This is a genomic window from Vibrio sp. dhg, from assembly GCF_003443775.1.
Classification (GTDB): Bacteria; Pseudomonadota; Gammaproteobacteria; order Enterobacterales; family Vibrionaceae; genus Vibrio; species Vibrio natriegens.
The window spans coordinates 2,299,454-2,317,252 of the sequence record NZ_CP028943.1 but is presented as its reverse complement, the minus strand read 5'-3'; the positions used below and the strand labels follow the sequence as shown (position 1 = coordinate 2,317,252).

The following is a 17,799-nucleotide window of genomic DNA, read 5'->3' as shown; positions in this document are numbered from 1 at the left end:
AAGGAGTTCTTTAAACCATGTGTGAATTGCTCGGCATGAGCGCCAACGTTCCAACGGATATTTGTTTCAGTTTTACTGGGCTGATGCAGCGTGGAGGCCGAACTGGCCCGCACCGTGATGGGTGGGGAATCACTTTCTATGAAGGTAAAGGATTTCGGACGTTTAAAGATCCGAAGCCAAGCTGCGATTCAAAAATTGCGGAACTGGTTCAGAACTACCCAATCAAAAGCCGCGCTGTAGTCAGTCATATTCGACAGGCTAATCGTGGCGGAGTCAACCTGGAAAATACGCATCCATTTACGCGTGAGTTGTGGGGTAAGTATTGGACATTTGCTCACAATGGTCAGTTGTCAGATTATCAGGACTTACATACAGGTCGGCACCGTCCGGTAGGTCAAACTGACAGTGAACTGGCGTTTTGTTGGCTGTTAAAGCAGATGGAAGATCGATACCCAGAGCCTCCAGAGGATATGGCGTCGGTTTTTGTCTATGTTGCGAAGTGCTGTGATCAACTGAAAGAGAAGGGCGTATTTAACATGCTGCTGAGTGACGGTGAGTTTGTCATGACGTATTGCACCAATCACCTGTATTGGATTACGCGACGAGCTCCTTTTGGTAAAGCGGCATTACTGGATGAAGATGTTGAAATCAACTTCCAGGAAGAAACAACACCAAATGACGTTGTTTCTGTTATCGCGACTCAGCCACTGACCGGTAATGAAGCATGGCAGCGAATGAAGCCAGGCGAATATGGTCTGTTTCATTTAGGTGAGTTGGTTGATGGTAATGCAGCAGCGCTGAAAGACGTCGCATTCGCGCCAAAGAAAGTAGCCAGCCAGGCTCCGACGGAACCGTTAGAATAATCAATGCTTTCCAGCTATGAATAAAAAGGCAGTCATTACGACTGCCTTTTTTGATTTGGTTGAGTTTGTCTAAGAGCGTTACTCTTCTTCAGCGGCTGCATAGCCGTGAGCACCAAGCTCTTTGCCATCTAACCACGCTTTGCCGTCTTGCATTTTTAATCTGTCTTCAACCAGCCATTTGGTGACGATTGGATAGATAGTGTGCTCTTGAGTTTGAACTCGAGCTGCAAGGGTAGCTGCATCATCATCTTCAAATACAGGTACTTTTGCCTGCAGAACAACCGGACCACCGTCGAGCTCTTCCGTCACGAAGTGAACACTGGTGCCGTGCTCTTTATCTTTCGCGTCAATCGCACGTTGGTGAGTGTGCAGCCCAGGGTATTTTGGCAGCAGTGAAGGGTGAATATTGATCATCTTACCCATGTAGTGTTGCACAAATTCGCTGCTGAGAATGCGCATGTAACCAGCCAATACGATGACATCTGGTTGATACTGGTCGATTTGCTTCATCAATTCTGAATCAAATGCTTCACGAGACTCAAATGCTTTTGGGTCGACAAAATGGCCTTCAACATTAAATTGTTTCGCGCGCTCCAATCCGTAAGCGTCCGCTTTATTTGAGAAAACGGCAGCGACTTTCGCGTTAGGCATATTTGCTTCACACGCTTCCAATATCGCTTGTAGGTTACTGCCACTACCAGAAATTAGGACCACTATATTTTTCATGATGTTGAGACTGCCTTACTACTGTAGGTTTTTTAAATTATATCAATGCTAGCAAGAATGATTATCTCATTACGGAATTGATATCACCTACTATTGAAATGGTTTTCGAGTTCCAGATAGCAAAATGAGGACATAGCGTCCTCATTCTTTTTACTTTTTGAGCAAGAATCGCAAGTTATTTGATTTCAACTTGTTCTTCATTTGCTTCCGCTTGAGCGATTTCACCAATCACCCATGCGTTTTCGCCTTCTTCTTGCAGAAGTGCAACCGCTGCTTCTGCTTGATCTTTAGGAAGAGCAACGATTAGACCAACACCACAGTTAAATGTACGGTACATTTCGTGTGTTTCAACGTTACCTTTCTCTTGTAGCCATTGGAAAATCACTGGCCATTCCCAGCTGTTACCGTCGATCACTGCTTTAGTGCCTTCTGGTAGAACGCGTGGGATATTTTCCCAGAAACCACCACCTGTGATGTGAGAAATTGCATGAATGTCGTGCTTCTCAATCATTTTAAGTGCTGATTTGATGTAAATCTTAGTTGGTTCTAGAAGATGCTCACCGATAGTGCGACCTTCTAGCATTTCGTTTTTGTCTGCGCCAGATACTTCAAGGATCTTGCGAACCAAAGAGTAACCGTTTGAGTGAGGGCCGCTTGAACCTACTGCGATAAGAGCATCACCTGCCGCTACTTTCGTACCGTCGATGACTTCTTCTTTTTCTACCACACCTACACAGAAACCAGCAACGTCGTAGTCTTCACCTTCGTACATGCCTGGCATTTCAGCAGTTTCGCCACCGATTAGGGCACAACCTGCTTGCACACAGCCGTCTGCGATACCAGATACAACGTCAGCCGCTGTATCGACATCCAGCTTGCCTGTCGCGTAGTAATCTAGGAAGAACAATGGCTCTGCGCCTTGCACGATAAGATCGTTTACACACATCGCAACTAAGTCGATACCGATAGTGTCGTGCTTGTTCATATCCAGTGCGAGGCGAAGTTTTGTACCTACACCGTCAGTACCAGAAACCAATACAGGTTGTTTGTATTTCGTCGGCAATTCGCATAAAGCGCCAAAACCACCGATACCACCCATCACTTCAGGGCGACGAGTACGTTTTACCGCACCTTTAATACGATCTACAAGCGCGTTGCCTGCATCAATATCAACACCAGCGTCTTTATAGCTAAGAGAAGAGTTATTACCACTCACAGGGAAGTCCTCGGTATTTAAGTTGGATATGAAAACGGCGCTATTCTACCAGTGCTTAAATACAGATAGCAAACGTTTGCGCAGGTTTTTTTCTTCAGTGATATATCCTGATTTCCTAGCAGAAATCGTGTATAATCTGAAGGTTTGTTTAAATATTGCCTATTATAGCCGGAGATGGACATGAAAGTTGTTGAAGTAAAACACCCTCTAGTAAAACATAAAATTGGTCTAATGAGAGAAGGTGACATCAGCACAAAACGTTTTCGTGAGTTAGCGACCGAAGTCGGTAGCCTACTTACTTACGAAGCGACAGCAGACTTTGAGACAGAGAAAGTTACTATCGAAGGTTGGAACGGTCCGGTAGAAGTTGACCAGATTAAAGGTAAGAAAGTAACGGTTGTGCCAATCCTACGTGCTGGTCTAGGTATGATGGATGGTGTTCTTGAGCATATGCCAAGTGCACGTATCAGTGTGGTAGGTATCTACCGTGATGAAGAAACGCTTGAGCCAGTTCCATACTTTAACAAGCTTGCTTCTAACATTGATGAGCGTATCGCACTGGTTGTTGACCCAATGTTGGCAACTGGCGGTTCTATGATCGCGACGATCGATCTTCTGAAAGAGAAAGGTTGTAACCAAATTAAAGTTCTTGTTTTGGTAGCGGCACCGGAAGGTATCGAAGCGCTAGAAAAAGCACACCCAGATGTTGAGCTATACACAGCGGCAATCGACGAGAAACTAAACGACAAAGGTTACATCGTTCCTGGTCTAGGTGATGCGGGTGATAAGATTTTCGGTACTAAATAAGCGTCTAACATAACGCAGATTCAGTTCTGAACAAAAAAACAAAGGCTTGGTTATTACCAAGCCTTTTTTGTATGTGTCGAATTGAACCTACGAATTAGTTCGCTTTGTCTTCTTCGATCTGAGCGTTATCTACAACGTGGTTTTCGCCTAGGTCGTGTGGAAGAACCAGGTTCAGAATGATTGCCACGATACCGCACAAGCTAACGCCTTGTAGGCTGAATTCACCAATGCCGAAAGCCATGCCACCAATACCAAATACTAGCGTAACAGCAACGATAACCAGGTTACGAGACTTGTGTAGATCAACGTGGTTTTTGATCAGCGTGTTCAGGCCTACTGTAGCGATAGAACCAAACAGTAGAATCATGATGCCACCCATTACAGGAACAGGAATGGTCTGAAGGATAGCGCCTAGCTTGCCAACCAAAGCCAGTACAATAGCGGTCACTGCTGCCCATGTCATGATCTTCGGATTGAATGCTTTCGTCAGCATTACCGCGCCAGTTACTTCGCTGTAAGTCGTATTTGGTGGCGCGCCAACCATTGCCGCTGCCATCGTCGCTACCCCGTCACCGGCGATAGTACGGTGTAGACCTGGCTTTTTAAGGTAATCTTTGCCTGTCACGTTAGAAATAGCCAGCATATCACCTACGTGTTCTACAGCAGGAGCAATCGCAACCGGAATCATGAACAGAATCGCGTTGATATTGAATTCTGGTGTGGTGAAGTTTGGCAATGAAAGCCAAGCTGCTTGAGCGACAGGGGTAAAATCAACAACGCCATAGGCAAGAGACACGGAGTAGCCTGCCAAGATACCACCAACAATTGGTACTAGCTTTAAGAAGCCTTTCGCAAACACGCTCAGTGCAATAGTTGTTAATAGTGAAACGGCAGAGATCATGATCGCTGCATCACCATTGACTAGTTGAGCTGCGCCGTCACCAGTTTTACCAATCGCCATGTTAACGGCTGTTGGAGCCAAGCCCAGGCCGATAACCATGATCACTGGACCAACAACCACAGGTGGCAGAATCTTATGAATAAAGCCTACGCCACGAACTTTAATCGCTGCACCGAGGGCAATATAAACCATACCTGCTGCCATTAAGCCGCCCATAGTTGCACCGATACCCCAAGTTTGGATACCGAACATAATAGGAGCAATAAACGCAAAAGAAGAAGCAAGGAAAATTGGGACAGAACGTTTAGTGATTAATTGGAAGAGTAGGGTACCAACACCAGCGCCGAAGAGTGCTACGTTTGGATCGAGGCCAGTTAGAAGTGGCACGAGTACCAAAGCACCAAAAGCGACAAAGAGCATCTGAGCGCCTTGTAACGCATTTTTCATAATCATTTCCTATTTAAAGATACGCAGACAAATCCGGCGAATAGTACCATTCGGCAAACGTTTGCGACAATGATCAGATCAAACTTTTCGATGATTTTAAGTGGTTAAAATATGCTTTTAGAGCGGTTTTCTTACAAAAGTGCCTGTTTTACGAGCTAAAGTTCATATTTTGTTAGATGAATTGCAAAGAAAAAGATGTAATCGTCTGCTACTCACAAGGTCTGGCTTAATGTTGGTGATGGGGTTTTCTTCTATCTATTCCGCTCGGGGAACTCAGTTTTTGTATACGCATATAGATTGATAATAATAAGGATGACTCATTAATTGACACTGAATACTGCGCCGCAATTGACGTAAGTTGCTCAAATTTTAGGCTATTTTCTTGTGGCTCGCCTTGCTCAAGGTTTGATAGTTGCTTATTATGCTTTCTCTTATTTAGAGGAAAATGAAAACTATGCGCTATTTAGCTCTTTTACTGATAGGTTGGTTGTCTCTGCCCGTTTACGCATTAACGCAGGTAGATATCTATCGTGCTGAAGTGGTTATCGACAGTGAGCAAGATAACGGTGAGTCTTTGGCTCGTGAACAAGGTATGAAAGAGGTGATTGTTCGAGCAACTGGTTCTCAATCTTCTTTAAGTAATACCGTTATTCAAAAAGCGCTGAGCTCAAGCTCACGTTACATTTCTCAACTTGGTTACGGTCAAGTTGACGGCAAACCAAGTCTGGATATGCGCTTTAACAGTGGTCAGATTCATTCTCTTTTGACTCAAGCACAGTTGCCATCGTGGTCGCCTCATCGCGCTAATATTCTTGTCTGGGCGATTGAAGAGCAAGCTTATGAACGCACCATTGCTTGGGAGAATTCAGACTCAGCGCAGGTTTCTGCATTGCGCGTTGCAGCGGAAACACGAGGCCTGCCGATTACTGTCCCAGTGGGTGACTTTGATGATGTGACTGGCGTTGATGTCTCTGATCTATGGGGCGGATTTGTAGAACCCATCGCGAAGGCGAGTCAACGTTACCCCGTTGATGCGGTGATGGTACTTAAAGCTCAGGGCGATCAAATTCGCTGGACGTTATACGACCAATCACCATCGGCGATCCTTGTGTCGCAGCGTTCTCCTCGTAGTGGGTCGGCAGCAGGGGTGAATGCGATGGCAGAAGTGGTCGATGCTATTTCTGACTATTACGCAGGCAAGAGTGCCGTGGTTGTGTCGGGCGAGTCTTCTGATGGGATCACGATGAAAGTGGTTAACATCCATTCAGCGAAAGATTTTTTCCACTTAGAAAGCGCGTTAAAGAAACTTAACTCCGTTGCTGGCACTGAGGTTAAGCGAGTTCAGGGGAATGAACTGACACTTAAACTTCATCTATTGGCTTCTAAAGAGGCGTTTGAAAAGGAAGCGTCATCGATTTCGCAACTGGGTGACTACCAAGAGCCAGTAACGCCAGTGGAAGAAGCCGCGCCTTTACAACCTGTTCAAGAGCCAACTCAATCTGAATTGGCAACGGAAGAGGCACCATTGGCTTCAGATGTTGTGACCGCTGACGTCGCAGTTGAAGAAGTGAAAGAATCTGAGCCTGTTGTAATCCAGCCGGTGCAAGAGCAGTATGACGTTATTTATGAATGGACTTCTAGTCAACGTTCATAGAATGCTAACGTTCTGAAAATAACAAAAAAGAGTCGCAAGTCGCGACTCTTTTTTGTTTCATCGTTAGCCTTACTTGTTGAACTTTGCTTTTTCTTCTTTCTCTACTTGGGATAAGCGTTTGAGTTTGAGGCCCAACTCTTTGCCTCTTGCTCTCGCAAATAGAATATTGCCAAAAAAGCCTAGCGTCGTTAGCAGAAGCTCGACTGCTGCAAGCCAACGTTCTCCGCCATCAACATATAAGATGGTTAATGCATGAAGGAAATACAGCATTAACACAAAGTTTGCCCAAGCGTGAGTATAGGGTTTGCCCGCCAATATGCCCGGCAACGGAAGCAATAATGGAATACACCATGCAATCGCTAGCGTTGTACTACTCAAGTGAGGGTGAGGAGACAGCGCGAGTTGCCATATCGCTACCCAAGCCAGTAAAGCCAAGTTGCCAAACAAAGCCAAGTAACGATAGCTTTTCGTTTGTGCACTTAGTGCAGGTTGGTCAAAAGATTCAGACATCGATTTACTATCCTTGAATTTACTAGCTTCTCTTCAGCTTTAGTGCTGCTGTTGCTAGTCGTTTACCTAACTTCTGTGCCAGACGAGCCTCATCATTGGTTAGCGTTGGCTCTTTGCCGACACTGCTCGCGCCATACGGTGTACCACCTGACTGAGTTAAGTGCAGCTCTGGTTCTGCATAAGGAATTCCCAATACCATCATCCCGTGATGCAACAATGGAGTCATCATGCTTTGTAGTGTGGTTTCCTGACCACCATGCATCGAAGAGGATGAGGTAAATACACACGCTGGCTTATCGATTAAGTCTCCGCTTACCCACAAAGGTGTGGTTTGATCCCAGAAGTGCTTTAACGGCGCTGCCATGTTGCCAAACCAGACGGGACTACCAAATGCAAGACCATCGCATTTTTTCAGTTCTTCTAGAGTAACAATTGGATCGGAAGGGGTATGTGAGTGAGGTGACAATTCTTCAACTGTACGCAAAATTGCTTCGCAGTGAGGAGTCGATTCGACCCCTCTTGCTATCTGTCTTGCCAGTTGTTTTGTTGCGCCGTGACGGCTGAAGTACAAAATAAGGATCTGGCAATCCATTTATAGAATATCCAACACTTGCTCTGGTGGGCGACCGATTTTCGCTTTGCCGTTTGCGACAACAACAGGGCGCTCGAATAGTTTTGGATTTTGTGCCATTGCTTCGAACAGTTGTTCATCACTGACAGACGCCTCACCCAAGCCTAATTCTTTGTACTCGGCTTCTTTTGTACGCATCATGTCACGAACAGCTGAGAACCCTAGTTGAGCGTAGAGTGCTTTTAGTTCTTCCACGGTAAGTGGGTTATCCAAATATTTTACGACTTCAGGTGTAACACCATTTTGTTCCAGCAGCTCAAGAGTTTGACGGCTCTTTGAGCAACGAGGGTTGTGATAAATCACGACTGACATGGTTTTCTCCATTTCGTTATTGTAATGCCATGAATCGATCTCTTTGGATCATGAGCTGGTCAATTCGAGCATCGTATCGTGCTTGCTCTAAACTGCCCAACTTGGCCATTTTACTTGCTTCACTGTAATATTGAATCGCTTTATTCCAATTCGCTCGCAACGCCAAAATCTCGGCGCGTGCAGCCAACTCTTCATCGTTACGCCCTAACTCGTTGTAGGCCTTCGACAACAGTTGCCAACCATTGGTATCTTCAGGGTTGTCATGGGTGTATCGTTGAAGAATACGCACCGCTTGCTCATCTTTATTGTCTTCGAGCAGCGCATTCGCGTAGTTAATCGTCAAAACTTTATTTTGCGGATTACGTGCGAGTGCTTTACTCAACATATCGGCCGCCTTTTCGGGTTGTTTTTTCTCGATATACAGATCACTCATCGCATCAAGATAAAAGGGATTTCCCGGATCTTGCGCCAACAGTTTCTTCAATATTGGTTCGGCTTTCGATAACTGTTTGCTGTCCAAATGAACCAGCGCACGCCCATAATCAAATGCCGGCATGATATCGGCTGTGGCTTTCTTCTGCGTACGCTCAAACCAGCCTAGAGCGGCTTGTGAATCAATGCTTGCATAACGGGCTACGATACGCGCACGAGCGAGGTGATAGTCAATCGACGGAAGTATACGCAGCGGAGGATAAGCCTGCGCGCGTTGTCGACTGTCTGTGATTCGGTCTTCTGGAAGCGGGTGAGTAAGCAACATCGGAGGCGGCTTACTCGCATAGCGATATTCGTCGGCTAAGCGTCCGAAGAAGCGAGGCATGGCCTGAACGTCAAATCCTGCTTTCGCCAGTGTAGAGATGCCAAAACGGTCGGCTTCTTTCTCGTTTGCGCGCGTGTAGTTTATTTGGCTCTGCATGTTACCCGCCGTTGCCGCGGTAATAGCGGCAATCCCCGCTTCTGGTGCCGCAATTGAAAGTAGCAGAGCTCCCGCTAACGCCGCCAATGAGGCTGGTGAACGTCTTGCTTGCTCTTCCATACTACGAGCAAGGTGTCGCTGCGTAACGTGCGCGATTTCGTGCGCAACCACTGAGGCGAGTTCACTTTCACTGCGAGCGTGCAGAAACAGACCGGAGTGCAGAGCGACATAACCGCCAAAAAACGCAAAAGCGTTGATGTTGCGGTCACGAATCATGAAAAAATGGAACGGTGTCTTTACGTCATTTGCATTGGCCACTAAACGGTGGCCAAGAGAATCAATATACTCATTAATCACAGGATCGTTAACAAGCGGCTTGCTCGCTCTGAGCATGCGCATGTAGGCATCACCATAAATCAACTCTTGGTCTATCGATAGAGTGCTACCTGCGGCTGTCCCAATATCGGGTAAGTCGATACTATTGGCGTAGGTTGTTGGCGAACTAATTGCTGCAGCAATACATAAGCAAACTAGCGATCGAGTGCGTTTTAACATACGTTTTAAAGGTTCTCCCAAATACCTGAGCATGTGGTAGGAGGTCGCGAACCTCACAACGTCACCACTATACTGTACGGTCATCCTGTTATTAGTATGCCCAAATAACCTCGAGAAACTCGCGGTATCATGCACCTTGAAGTCATTTGGGTATATGCTAGCAATAAGACTGAGAATAAACGAATTGGTTTCGTAAATTGTTTATATCTGAGTGATTTCAGGATCTGGTTAAATCATGTCAGAAGTGCTAGCACCAACTTAAAAAGCCGTTACAATACAACCCTATCATAAGTGCAGAGCAATACAATGGAATCCATGCTACTTGATTTGCGCAAGCAACGCTGCCCCTTAGCGCTGTTACTTGCAAAGCGTCACACTGTTGAGGCATTTGAAGGAGAAAATCCGCAATATCAAAAGCTTGTCATTCAAGTTACGGATAACAGCTCTAAACAAGATATTGTGAAATACCTAAATGCTCAAGGGTACGTGGTTGATTGCCAACCAACATCAGATCACTACACATTGACTGTTTTCAATAAGGAATCCGCTTAGATGTTCGAAATGGTAAGTCGTTGGTATCAACGTCGATTTTCTGATCCACATGCAGTGAGCCTGGTAGCGATTTTGCTGTTTGGTTTTATCACTATTTACTTCTTCGGTCATCTCATTGCTCCACTATTGGTGGCGATTGTACTCGCTTACCTGCTGGAGTGGCCGGTAGTGCAAATGTGCCGTATGGGGGTGCCGCGTACACTCGCTGTCATCATTGTATTGCTTATCTTCATCAGTTTAATGTTGATTGCGTTGTTTGGTTTAGTGCCGACTATCTGGACTCAGGTTGGTAACTTAATCAACGATATCCCTAATATGTACAATGGATTACAGAAGTTCATTGTTACGCTTCCAGAGCGTCATCCTGAACTGGCGAACCTAGAAATTGTAGAAACTATCGTAACCAATGCGAAAAACCAGGCTTTAGGGCTTGGAGAGAGCGTCGTCAAAGGGTCTTTGGCTTCTCTAGTCAGCCTCGCGACGTTAGCGGTGTATTTAATTCTGGTGCCTTTGCTGATTTTCTTTTTGCTCAAAGACAAAGAGGAAATGCTTGGTATGGCCAGTGGTATTCTGCCTAAAAACCGCAGACTAGCGAACAAAGTTTGGCACGAGATGAATGAACAAATCTCAAACTATATTCGCGGTAAAGTGCTCGAAATCCTGATTGTCGGTGGAGTAAGTTATGTCACCTTCGCGATTCTGGATTTACGTTATTCTGCGTTGTTAGCCGTCGCGGTCGGTTTGTCCGTTCTTATCCCATATATTGGCGCAGCAGCGGTCACCGTCCCTGTAGCTATCGTCGGGCTGTTCCAGTGGGGGCTTACACCGCCATTCTATTGGCTACTGCTCGCGTACGGGATTATCCAGGCATTGGACGGGAACGTGTTGGTTCCGGTTCTGTTTTCTGAAGCAGTAAACCTTCATCCCGTTGCTATCATTATTGCTGTGCTGGTCTTTGGCGGACTGTGGGGTTTTTGGGGCGTCTTCTTTGCTATCCCATTGGCGACGCTAGTAAAAGCCGTTTGGAATGCGCTACCGAGTACAGAAGAGAGTGAACCTGCGGAGCAGGAATAGCGATACCAACCTTGTCTGCATTAAGAGAATCAATTCTCACTGTCTGAGAGAAAAAAGAAAGCCCAGCATGTACTGGGCTTTCTTGTATTTAGGAGTTCGGTTCAAGCCGACGGTTTACGCGTTTTCGTTGAGGTAATTTAAAACCACTTCATGGTGATCTTTGGTTTTAAACTTATTGAACACGTGCTCAATCACGCCTTCTTCGTTGATAAGAAAGCTGATGCGATGTAGACCATCGTAGATCTTACCCATGAATTTTTTTTCGCCCCAAACACCAAACTGGTCAGCAACCGCGTGGTCTTCGTCAGACAGTAGCGTGAAGTTAAGCTCATCGCGCTCGATAAACTTGCCCAGACGTTTTACCGGGTCAATGCTGACGCCAAGCACAACAACATTGTGCGCGTCGAGTTCTGCTTTAATGTCACGCAGGCCTTTTGCTTGCGTTGTACAGCCCGGAGTCATCGCTTTCGGGTAAAAGTAGAAAAGTACTTTCTTGCCTTTAAAATCACCAAGTGTCACTGTGTTGCCGTCTTGGTCGAGCAAAGAGAAGGCTGGCGCTGGCGAGCCTGCTGTCAGCGTATTCATTATGATTTCCTTTACTTTATAGTGTGTTTTTAATGAAATTCAGAGAACCTTGTACGTTGAGCGACTTACAAAGTTCATCGAAATCTTCTTGTAATTGCATCAGATTGCAATCGGCACTCACCGATGCAGTAATGGCGATGTGGAATTGATCAACATCGGCCTGAATCTTTGACTTGTTGATGGTTTGTGCGCTCAGTGAGTCCAGGCCGATCTGCTGGTCTGCAAAAAACTGAGTGAATTTCTCAGTGAGCCCAGGACGGTCTTCTGACTCGATAAACACTTCCATGGTGTAGCTGTTGTCGAGTAACTCGTGAGCAGCGGTACGCTTCATTATCGTGATCAGGTCGTGTTCTTGCCCCAGTAAAGGCATCTGTGTTTCGACGCGAGTGATATTACTGGTGCTACCTGTCAGCAGCATGATTAGGGTAAATTCATTGCCAAAAATAGCAATTCGGCTATCGACAATATTACAGCCAGCTTGCGTAACGAGCTTTACGACTTGGTTACAGATACCTGGACGATCCGTTCCAACTGCTGTAAGTACCAGATGTTGCTTCATAAATGAGCTTCTTGTCCTTTCTTCAATAGAAAGATGTTAGCACAGATACGCCAGAGAAAGATCGAGTCAGTCCGCTTTTGTTTACAACATGGTTTTTTTATTCACTCAAGTCTGACTTGATTCAGCGCGCCGAAGAGTATATTTCTGAGCATAGTAAAAATGAGGTCTTTCTTTTGCTCACGCCTTGTTCTCCAAAATTGAATCAGTTAACTAACGCTGTTATCCAGTTTTGTGGGAGTCAGGCCAAAGCGAGCATTTAATTTGCTAGATCTCTAACATCTGATAATTATTCACTCATTTGTACTTTGTAAGCGAGTTTACGCTCTTGTGTTTTTCAATCGCATTACAGTACCATGCAGAAAGAACTAAATAAGGGAGATAAACATGTTTTCAGGAAGTATCGTAGCGCTGATTACGCCATTCAAAGCGGATGGCGAAGTAGACTTTGATAGTCTGCAAAAGCTAGTGGAATACCATATCGAATCTGGTTCCGATGGTATTGTGGCAGTAGGCACAACCGGAGAGTCAGCGACACTGACGATTGAAGAGCATGTAAAGGTTGTTAATAAGACGGTAGAGTTTGCCAATGGTCGTATCCCGGTGATAGCTGGTACGGGTGCAAATGCTACCCACGAAGCCGTGACGTTCAGTAAACTACTGGCGGATTCTGGTATCGCTGGTTTCCTAAGTGTAACGCCTTACTACAATAAGCCGACACAAGAAGGTTTATACCTGCACTATAAAGCTATTTCAGAAGCGAGTGATGTACCGCTCATTCTTTACAACGTACCAGGTCGCACGGCGGTAGATATGAAGCCTGAGACAGTGGCACGTTTGTCAAAGCTTGATAATATAGTTGCTCTAAAAGATGCGACAGGCGATTTGGACAGAGTTGCAATTCACCGTGAACTTTGTGGCGAAGATTTTATCTTACTAAGTGGTGATGATGCGACGGGCTTAGATTTTGTTAAGCTTGGTGGCAATGGGGTTATCTCGGTAACCAACAACATCGCGGCAAAAGATATGGCAGACATGTTCCATTTGGCAAGTGAAGGTAAGTACGAAGAAGCAGAAGCGATTAACGAGCGTTTAATGACTCTGCATAAGAATCTATTCGTTGAAGCAAGCCCGATCCCAGTCAAATGGGCAGCAGAAAAGCTGGGTTTGATCGAGGATGGTAGCTTACGTCTTCCTCTAACCACGCTTTCTGAAAATCTGCAGCCTATCGTGGAACAGGCGTTAATCGACGCCCGTATTTATAAAGATTGAGCTACTAGGATTGACGTTCATACTGGGGGCCACTGAGCCCTCAGTGTTTTAGGAGTATAAATGAAGCTTTCAAGCCAGTTAGTGTTAAGTTCATTAGCTGTATTCGTATTGACTGCCTGTACAGGTGGTGCCACCCAACGTCGTCAGGCAAAGGACGATTTCGAGTATTTAAACACCCCAACGCTGGGTGAGTGGAATACGCCACAAGGCGTTCAGCCTCAGCTCTACCCAAACTACGAGATCCCTCAGGGTGCTTATGCTGGTGGCGTGGGTAAAGACGTTGATATTCGTCCACCACAGCAAGTGTTAGAACTTATTCCTGGCGCTCGCTTGGATCGCAGTCAAAATGGTGAAGTGACGTTGTGGTTGCTCCGTAAAGACGAGTTGGACAAGGTTTGGCAAACTGTACAAGGTATGGTTGAGGCCAGAAAAATTCCGGTTGAGAGTCAGACCGATTCACGTATTGAAACGGGTTGGGTAACTTGGGATTCTCCTGATGAAGACATGGAAATTGGCAGCCGATACGAGATCTTGCGTACACAGCAAGGCGGTCGTTATGGATTTAAAGTCGGTCTTATTGACTGGCGTGAAGGTGGCCAAGTAAAAGAAGTCACTCCGACAAACCGTGAGCGTTACAATGTGTTCATGACTAACCTGGTAACCGCTCGCTACGATCAGCAAGTCCGTGAAGATGCTCAGCGTAAAGCTCAGGAGCTGGTAAAACAGATTCCTGTTACGATGGGTACAGACCGAAGTGGACTTCCAGTCATCATCGCTCGTGCTCAATATGACGTATTGTGGCCGCGTCTGCCTGTGATTCTGCCTAAGATGGGTTTCACGGTTGAAGATCGTACTCAATCTCAGGGTACAGTAGAAGCGAGATACGCATCACCGGATGATGAGTTCTGGAATGATATTGGCGTTAAACCTGTTGACCTGAAGGCGGGTAAATACACCTTCCTATTTGGCGACTTGGGTAACCGTACGTCAATCAACATTACTGACTCTTCAGGTAAGCCTGTTGAAGAAGAATTCCTTAAATCACTAGCGCCAGTTCTGGCAGAAGTAGTGAAGCAGTAATTGTTCAGTGCATAAGTATTTGTACAGTGCATAGAGAAAAGGGACCGTTTGGTCCCTTTTTTAATGGCATTCATTAACGAGAACGATCGTCTTTGTTCTCTTTATCCCCGTAGCGTTCCTGGTCGAGCTCATTCAGTTTATCCAAGTCGTTTTTACGGCTTTTATCCATTTGATTAAACTTCATTTTGGCTGTGTATTTCAGGGCGGCAATATTACCGATGATGACACTTAACACGACAATAATGATAACCCAAGGGTTAGTGAGCAGCTCTATCATGGTGCCTCCGGCGGTGGTGCAATGTTACGAATAAACGTAGACATGATCTTATCTAGATTATTGAGTATTGAATCTATTCCCGCAATCTTGTGCTGCTCGTTTTGCTTAATCAGTTCACTTCTTAGCAACTCAGACGTTAGCTGTGAGCAACATTGCTGACCGACAATTTTGTGGCTAATGTGCCATGGTTCAATAGCGACGCCACCAAGATCGTCTTTGTATGGGAAGAAAAAGCCAAACTCATTGAGGTGCGTTTTCAGCCATAGATAGAACTCATACTGGTGGCCTTCTAGATACTCCCACGGTTCCAGTTGCAGATCTGTACCTTCAGGTAACAAGTTACGAGCATAGACATCAAAATCGCATCCCCAGTGGTGACGGCTTCCACCTGGCAGAGCTGACCACCGCAAAATCGCCATTAGCTTCTCTTCGTCACTCAACGCAGACTTATTCAGTGGCTTTGAGTCTGAATCAAGAATTGGCAACCCACCAGAAAACTTTCCGTTCCAGATTGAGCGCTGACGTGAAAAATCTCGAAAGCCGCTGGCAATCTCCATTTTAAAACCAGCATCCGTTGCAGCCTCAATCATTCTTAGCAGGTCATGAGCCACTTCTGGATGAAGCAAAAAGGCTTTTTGACCCACCATCGTTGATTGAAGGTGAGAATCGGTGGTTCCTGTAAGTTGCGATGGTGTCATGTTGTTCTCGTTAACTGGCTGTTAGCGGCCGATTACTTCGCCAATAAATGCTTAAGCGTATTTTGGTACATGTCTGTTAACTTTTCTAAGTCATCGACTTTCACGCACTCGTTCACTTTATGAATGGTTGCATTCACAGGACCGAGTTCTACGACTTGACCACCCATTCGAGCAATAAAACGGCCATCCGAAGTTCCGCCAGTTGTCAGTAGTGCTGGCTTGGTGTGGTTTACTTCATTTACTGCAGCAACTACGGCATCCAGCAACGCGCCAGTGTCGGTTAAGAATGGGTCACCGTTGAACGTCCAGTTCAGCTCATAGTCCAGGGCATGCTTGTCTAGCGTTTCTGTCACTCTTTGAACAATAGTGTCGTTGTTCAGCTCTGTGCTAAAACGCAGGTTGAATTGAACATTGAACTCGCCCGGAATGACGTTTGAAGCACCAGTACCTGCCGACACGTTCGGAATCTGGAAGCTGGTTGGCGGGAAGTAGTCGTTACCCTTATCCCATTCCGTTGTTGCTAACTCGTGAATGGCTAACAGAGAAGAGTGAACAGGGTTATTAGCCAGATGTGGGTAAGCCACGTGTCCCTGAGTACCTTTAACCGTTAGGTCACCAGTGATTGAACCACGGCGACCATTTTTCACGACATCACCAACGATCTCGGTACTTGAAGGTTCACCCACGATACACATATCAATGTTTTCACCACGTTCCATCAGCGCTTCTACCACGCGAACGGTACCGTTGATGAAAGGACCTTCTTCATCTGAAGTAATCAAAAAGCCGATAGAGCCTTTATGGTCAGGGTTCTCTGCAATAAAACGTTCCACAGCGACAATCATTGCCGCCAGAGAGCCTTTCATATCCGCCGCACCGCGACCGTGCAGGTAGCCATCGATTATTGTTGGCTCAAATGGATGCGTATCCCATTGTTCAAGCTTGCCCGCAGGCACTACGTCAGTGTGGCCAGCAAAGGCAAATAGCGGTGCTTCGGTACCACGGCGAGCCCAAAAGTTGGTTGTATCTTCAAACACCATGACTTCAATTTCAAAACCAAGCGCTTTTAGTCGCTCGATCATTAAGTCCTGGCAGCCCGCGTCTTCAGGCGTTACGGATTGTCTGCTGATTAGGTCTTTCGCAAGAGCCAGTACTGGACTGTCTGTCATCCTTGAGTGTTCCTTAATTTATGAGTTAAAAATCGTTGTGTATTGATCAGCTTTAAAACCAATATGGAGCTGATCATTCACTTTTAAAATTGGGCGCTTAATCATCGCTGGGTTTTCCACTAGCAGCTTGATAGCATTTTCTTCATTCAGAGAATCTTTCTGTTCCTGAGTTAACTGGCGGAAAGTGGTACCACGTTTGTTGAGCACGATTTCCCAGCCTAGAGCATCACAAAATTCTGTCACCAATGCTTCATCTACGCCTTGTTTGCGGTAGTCATGAAACTCATACGCGATATCTTCGGCTTCTAACCATTTCTTGGCTTTTTTAATTGTGTCGCAGTTTGGGATACCGAACATGGTAATCGTCATAATTGTTTCCTTTTATCTTTACTTTGTTTTTATGCACAGAGGCCGAGATTCTCTGGTGCTCAAGCAATTTTGGGCTGTGTACCGCATCCTACCAAGAAGCAATCAAACTGACAAAATGCGAAACAAAATAATTTATGACCTCGAAGCACGCCAAATTGCCGAGTTGGAAACGTTGATAACTTACAGAATGAGCGTAAATGGGAATTAACTTGTAGGAATTTGAGTAAAAAGACACCAAAAAAGGGTGGATAAGTCGAGTTATTGATCAAACGCAACATCTCTCTGTGCAAAAACGAAATAATGATTCAGCACAAGTTTAGGAGGTGTCAATGGAGTTGAGTCCTGTTTTTGCAAGGCGGTTATATTTGGCCTTGTTGGTCGAAAGCCTGGAAAGGCCAAATGTACCAAAATTAATCGAACAAACGGGTTGGCCTCGACGTACAATTCAAGATGTACTCAAGGCATTACCGGGTATCGGCATCGAGCTTATATTTGTTCAAGATGGTCGACGTCACAATGACGGCTATTACCAACTTTCGGATTGGGGACCTTTTGATAGTCAATGGGTTCTGGAGCGAGAGCGTGATATCGCTAGTAGCCTTGGATTTCGTGCATAAGCCAGCAATTGCTGG

At 45.6% G+C, this 17,799-nt stretch carries 21 protein-coding genes; 8 read left to right on the top strand and 13 right to left on the bottom strand.

Features of this window, described 5'->3' with window-relative positions:
- Positions 1–17 precede the first annotated feature (17 nt).
- The gene (locus tag DBX26_RS10685; RefSeq protein WP_014232734.1) at positions 18–863 is read left to right on the top strand and encodes a class II glutamine amidotransferase; all 846 of its coding nucleotides are present in this window, start codon (positions 18–20) and stop codon (positions 861–863) included.
- Between the two features lie 78 nt (positions 864–941).
- Here DBX26_RS10685 and purN read toward each other — a convergent pair whose 3' ends face one another.
- Complete coding sequence (purN, locus tag DBX26_RS10680) at positions 942–1,589, bottom strand: phosphoribosylglycinamide formyltransferase (RefSeq protein WP_118119090.1); 648 nt, start codon at positions 1,587–1,589, stop codon at positions 942–944.
- Positions 1,590–1,764: 175 nt separating this feature from the next.
- Positions 1,765–2,805, bottom strand: a complete 1,041-nt coding sequence (purM, locus tag DBX26_RS10675; protein ID WP_014232732.1) for a phosphoribosylformylglycinamidine cyclo-ligase — start codon at positions 2,803–2,805, stop codon at positions 1,765–1,767.
- Positions 2,806–2,985: 180 nt separating this feature from the next.
- Between purM and upp the strand changes: the two genes are divergently transcribed.
- A complete protein-coding gene (gene upp, locus DBX26_RS10670; RefSeq protein ID WP_014232731.1) occupies positions 2,986–3,612 on the top strand; it encodes a uracil phosphoribosyltransferase in 627 nt (208 codons plus the stop codon).
- A 94-nt stretch (positions 3,613–3,706) separates the two neighbouring features.
- Here upp and DBX26_RS10665 read toward each other — a convergent pair whose 3' ends face one another.
- Positions 3,707–4,960 (bottom strand): uracil-xanthine permease family protein, encoded by a 1,254-nt coding sequence (locus DBX26_RS10665; RefSeq protein ID WP_014232730.1) that lies wholly within the window; start codon positions 4,958–4,960, stop codon positions 3,707–3,709.
- Between the two features lie 454 nt (positions 4,961–5,414).
- Here DBX26_RS10665 and DBX26_RS10660 point away from each other — a divergent pair, with 454 nt between their 5' ends.
- Complete coding sequence (locus tag DBX26_RS10660) at positions 5,415–6,614, top strand: DUF2066 domain-containing protein (protein WP_118119088.1); 1,200 nt, start codon at positions 5,415–5,417, stop codon at positions 6,612–6,614.
- Between the two features lie 69 nt (positions 6,615–6,683).
- Here DBX26_RS10660 and DBX26_RS10655 read toward each other — a convergent pair whose 3' ends face one another.
- The 4 genes from DBX26_RS10655 to DBX26_RS10640 are packed head-to-tail and all read right to left on the bottom strand — an operon-like array spanning position 6,684 to position 9,535.
- Positions 6,684–7,124 carry a DUF2069 domain-containing protein gene (locus DBX26_RS10655; protein ID WP_014232728.1) on the bottom strand — a complete coding sequence of 147 codons (441 nt, stop codon included), beginning with the start codon at positions 7,122–7,124 and terminating at the stop codon, positions 6,684–6,686.
- 22 nt (positions 7,125–7,146) lie between these two features.
- Entirely contained in the window at positions 7,147–7,716 is a 570-nt protein-coding gene (gene wrbA, locus DBX26_RS10650; RefSeq protein ID WP_118119086.1) for an NAD(P)H:quinone oxidoreductase, read from the bottom strand.
- The gene (gene arsC / locus DBX26_RS10645) at positions 7,717–8,067 is read right to left on the bottom strand and encodes an arsenate reductase (glutaredoxin) (protein ID WP_014232726.1); all 351 of its coding nucleotides are present in this window, start codon (positions 8,065–8,067) and stop codon (positions 7,717–7,719) included.
- Positions 8,068–8,083: 16 nt separating this feature from the next.
- On the bottom strand, positions 8,084–9,535 hold the full coding sequence (locus DBX26_RS10640; RefSeq protein WP_118119084.1) for a M48 family metallopeptidase: 1,452 nt from the start codon (positions 9,533–9,535) through the stop codon (positions 8,084–8,086).
- A gap of 315 nt (positions 9,536–9,850) precedes the next feature.
- Between DBX26_RS10640 and DBX26_RS10635 the strand changes: the two genes are divergently transcribed.
- Positions 9,851–10,087 carry a sulfurtransferase TusA family protein gene (locus tag DBX26_RS10635; RefSeq protein ID WP_014232724.1) on the top strand — a complete coding sequence of 79 codons (237 nt, stop codon included), beginning with the start codon at positions 9,851–9,853 and terminating at the stop codon, positions 10,085–10,087.
- The gene (locus tag DBX26_RS10630) at positions 10,088–11,161 is read left to right on the top strand and encodes an AI-2E family transporter (RefSeq protein ID WP_014232723.1); all 1,074 of its coding nucleotides are present in this window, start codon (positions 10,088–10,090) and stop codon (positions 11,159–11,161) included.
- Positions 11,162–11,275: 114 nt separating this feature from the next.
- Here the strand turns inward: DBX26_RS10630 and bcp are convergent, their stop codons facing one another.
- Together bcp and DBX26_RS10620 are read right to left on the bottom strand one after the other, a co-directional pair.
- The gene (gene bcp / locus DBX26_RS10625) at positions 11,276–11,746 is read right to left on the bottom strand and encodes a thioredoxin-dependent thiol peroxidase (RefSeq protein ID WP_020333623.1); all 471 of its coding nucleotides are present in this window, start codon (positions 11,744–11,746) and stop codon (positions 11,276–11,278) included.
- Positions 11,747–11,762: 16 nt separating this feature from the next.
- Complete coding sequence (locus DBX26_RS10620; protein WP_118119082.1) at positions 11,763–12,305, bottom strand: glycine cleavage system protein R; 543 nt, start codon at positions 12,303–12,305, stop codon at positions 11,763–11,765.
- 384 nt (positions 12,306–12,689) lie between these two features.
- Between DBX26_RS10620 and dapA the strand changes: the two genes are divergently transcribed.
- Positions 12,690–13,574: a 4-hydroxy-tetrahydrodipicolinate synthase gene (gene dapA / locus DBX26_RS10615; protein WP_014232691.1), complete on the top strand. Its 885-nt coding sequence runs from the start codon at positions 12,690–12,692 to the stop codon at positions 13,572–13,574.
- A 60-nt stretch (positions 13,575–13,634) separates the two neighbouring features.
- The gene (gene bamC / locus DBX26_RS10610; RefSeq protein WP_020333620.1) at positions 13,635–14,654 is read left to right on the top strand and encodes an outer membrane protein assembly factor BamC; all 1,020 of its coding nucleotides are present in this window, start codon (positions 13,635–13,637) and stop codon (positions 14,652–14,654) included.
- A 73-nt stretch (positions 14,655–14,727) separates the two neighbouring features.
- On the opposite strand, the gene DBX26_RS10605 is transcribed toward bamC, so the two are convergent.
- From DBX26_RS10605 to DBX26_RS10590, 4 genes are read right to left on the bottom strand one after another with little or no spacing between them, the layout of a single operon-like run.
- The gene (locus DBX26_RS10605; protein WP_014232689.1) at positions 14,728–14,931 is read right to left on the bottom strand and encodes a DUF2897 family protein; all 204 of its coding nucleotides are present in this window, start codon (positions 14,929–14,931) and stop codon (positions 14,728–14,730) included.
- Positions 14,928–15,629 (bottom strand): M15 family metallopeptidase, encoded by a 702-nt coding sequence (locus DBX26_RS10600; RefSeq protein ID WP_020333619.1) that lies wholly within the window; start codon positions 15,627–15,629, stop codon positions 14,928–14,930. Before DBX26_RS10600 ends, DBX26_RS10605 begins: the two co-directional genes overlap by 4 nt.
- Before the next feature lie 32 nt (positions 15,630–15,661).
- On the bottom strand, positions 15,662–16,798 hold the full coding sequence (gene dapE, locus DBX26_RS10595) for a succinyl-diaminopimelate desuccinylase (RefSeq protein ID WP_014232687.1): 1,137 nt from the start codon (positions 16,796–16,798) through the stop codon (positions 15,662–15,664).
- Between the two features lie 18 nt (positions 16,799–16,816).
- Positions 16,817–17,167 (bottom strand): ArsC family reductase, encoded by a 351-nt coding sequence (locus DBX26_RS10590; protein ID WP_065297222.1) that lies wholly within the window; start codon positions 17,165–17,167, stop codon positions 16,817–16,819.
- Positions 17,168–17,496: 329 nt separating this feature from the next.
- On the opposite strand from DBX26_RS10590, the gene DBX26_RS10585 reads away from it, so the two are divergent.
- Positions 17,497–17,784, top strand: coding sequence for a helix-turn-helix domain-containing protein (locus DBX26_RS10585; RefSeq protein WP_014232685.1), 288 nt, complete (start codon positions 17,497–17,499; stop codon positions 17,782–17,784).
- The last annotated feature ends 15 nt before the right edge of the window (positions 17,785–17,799 follow it).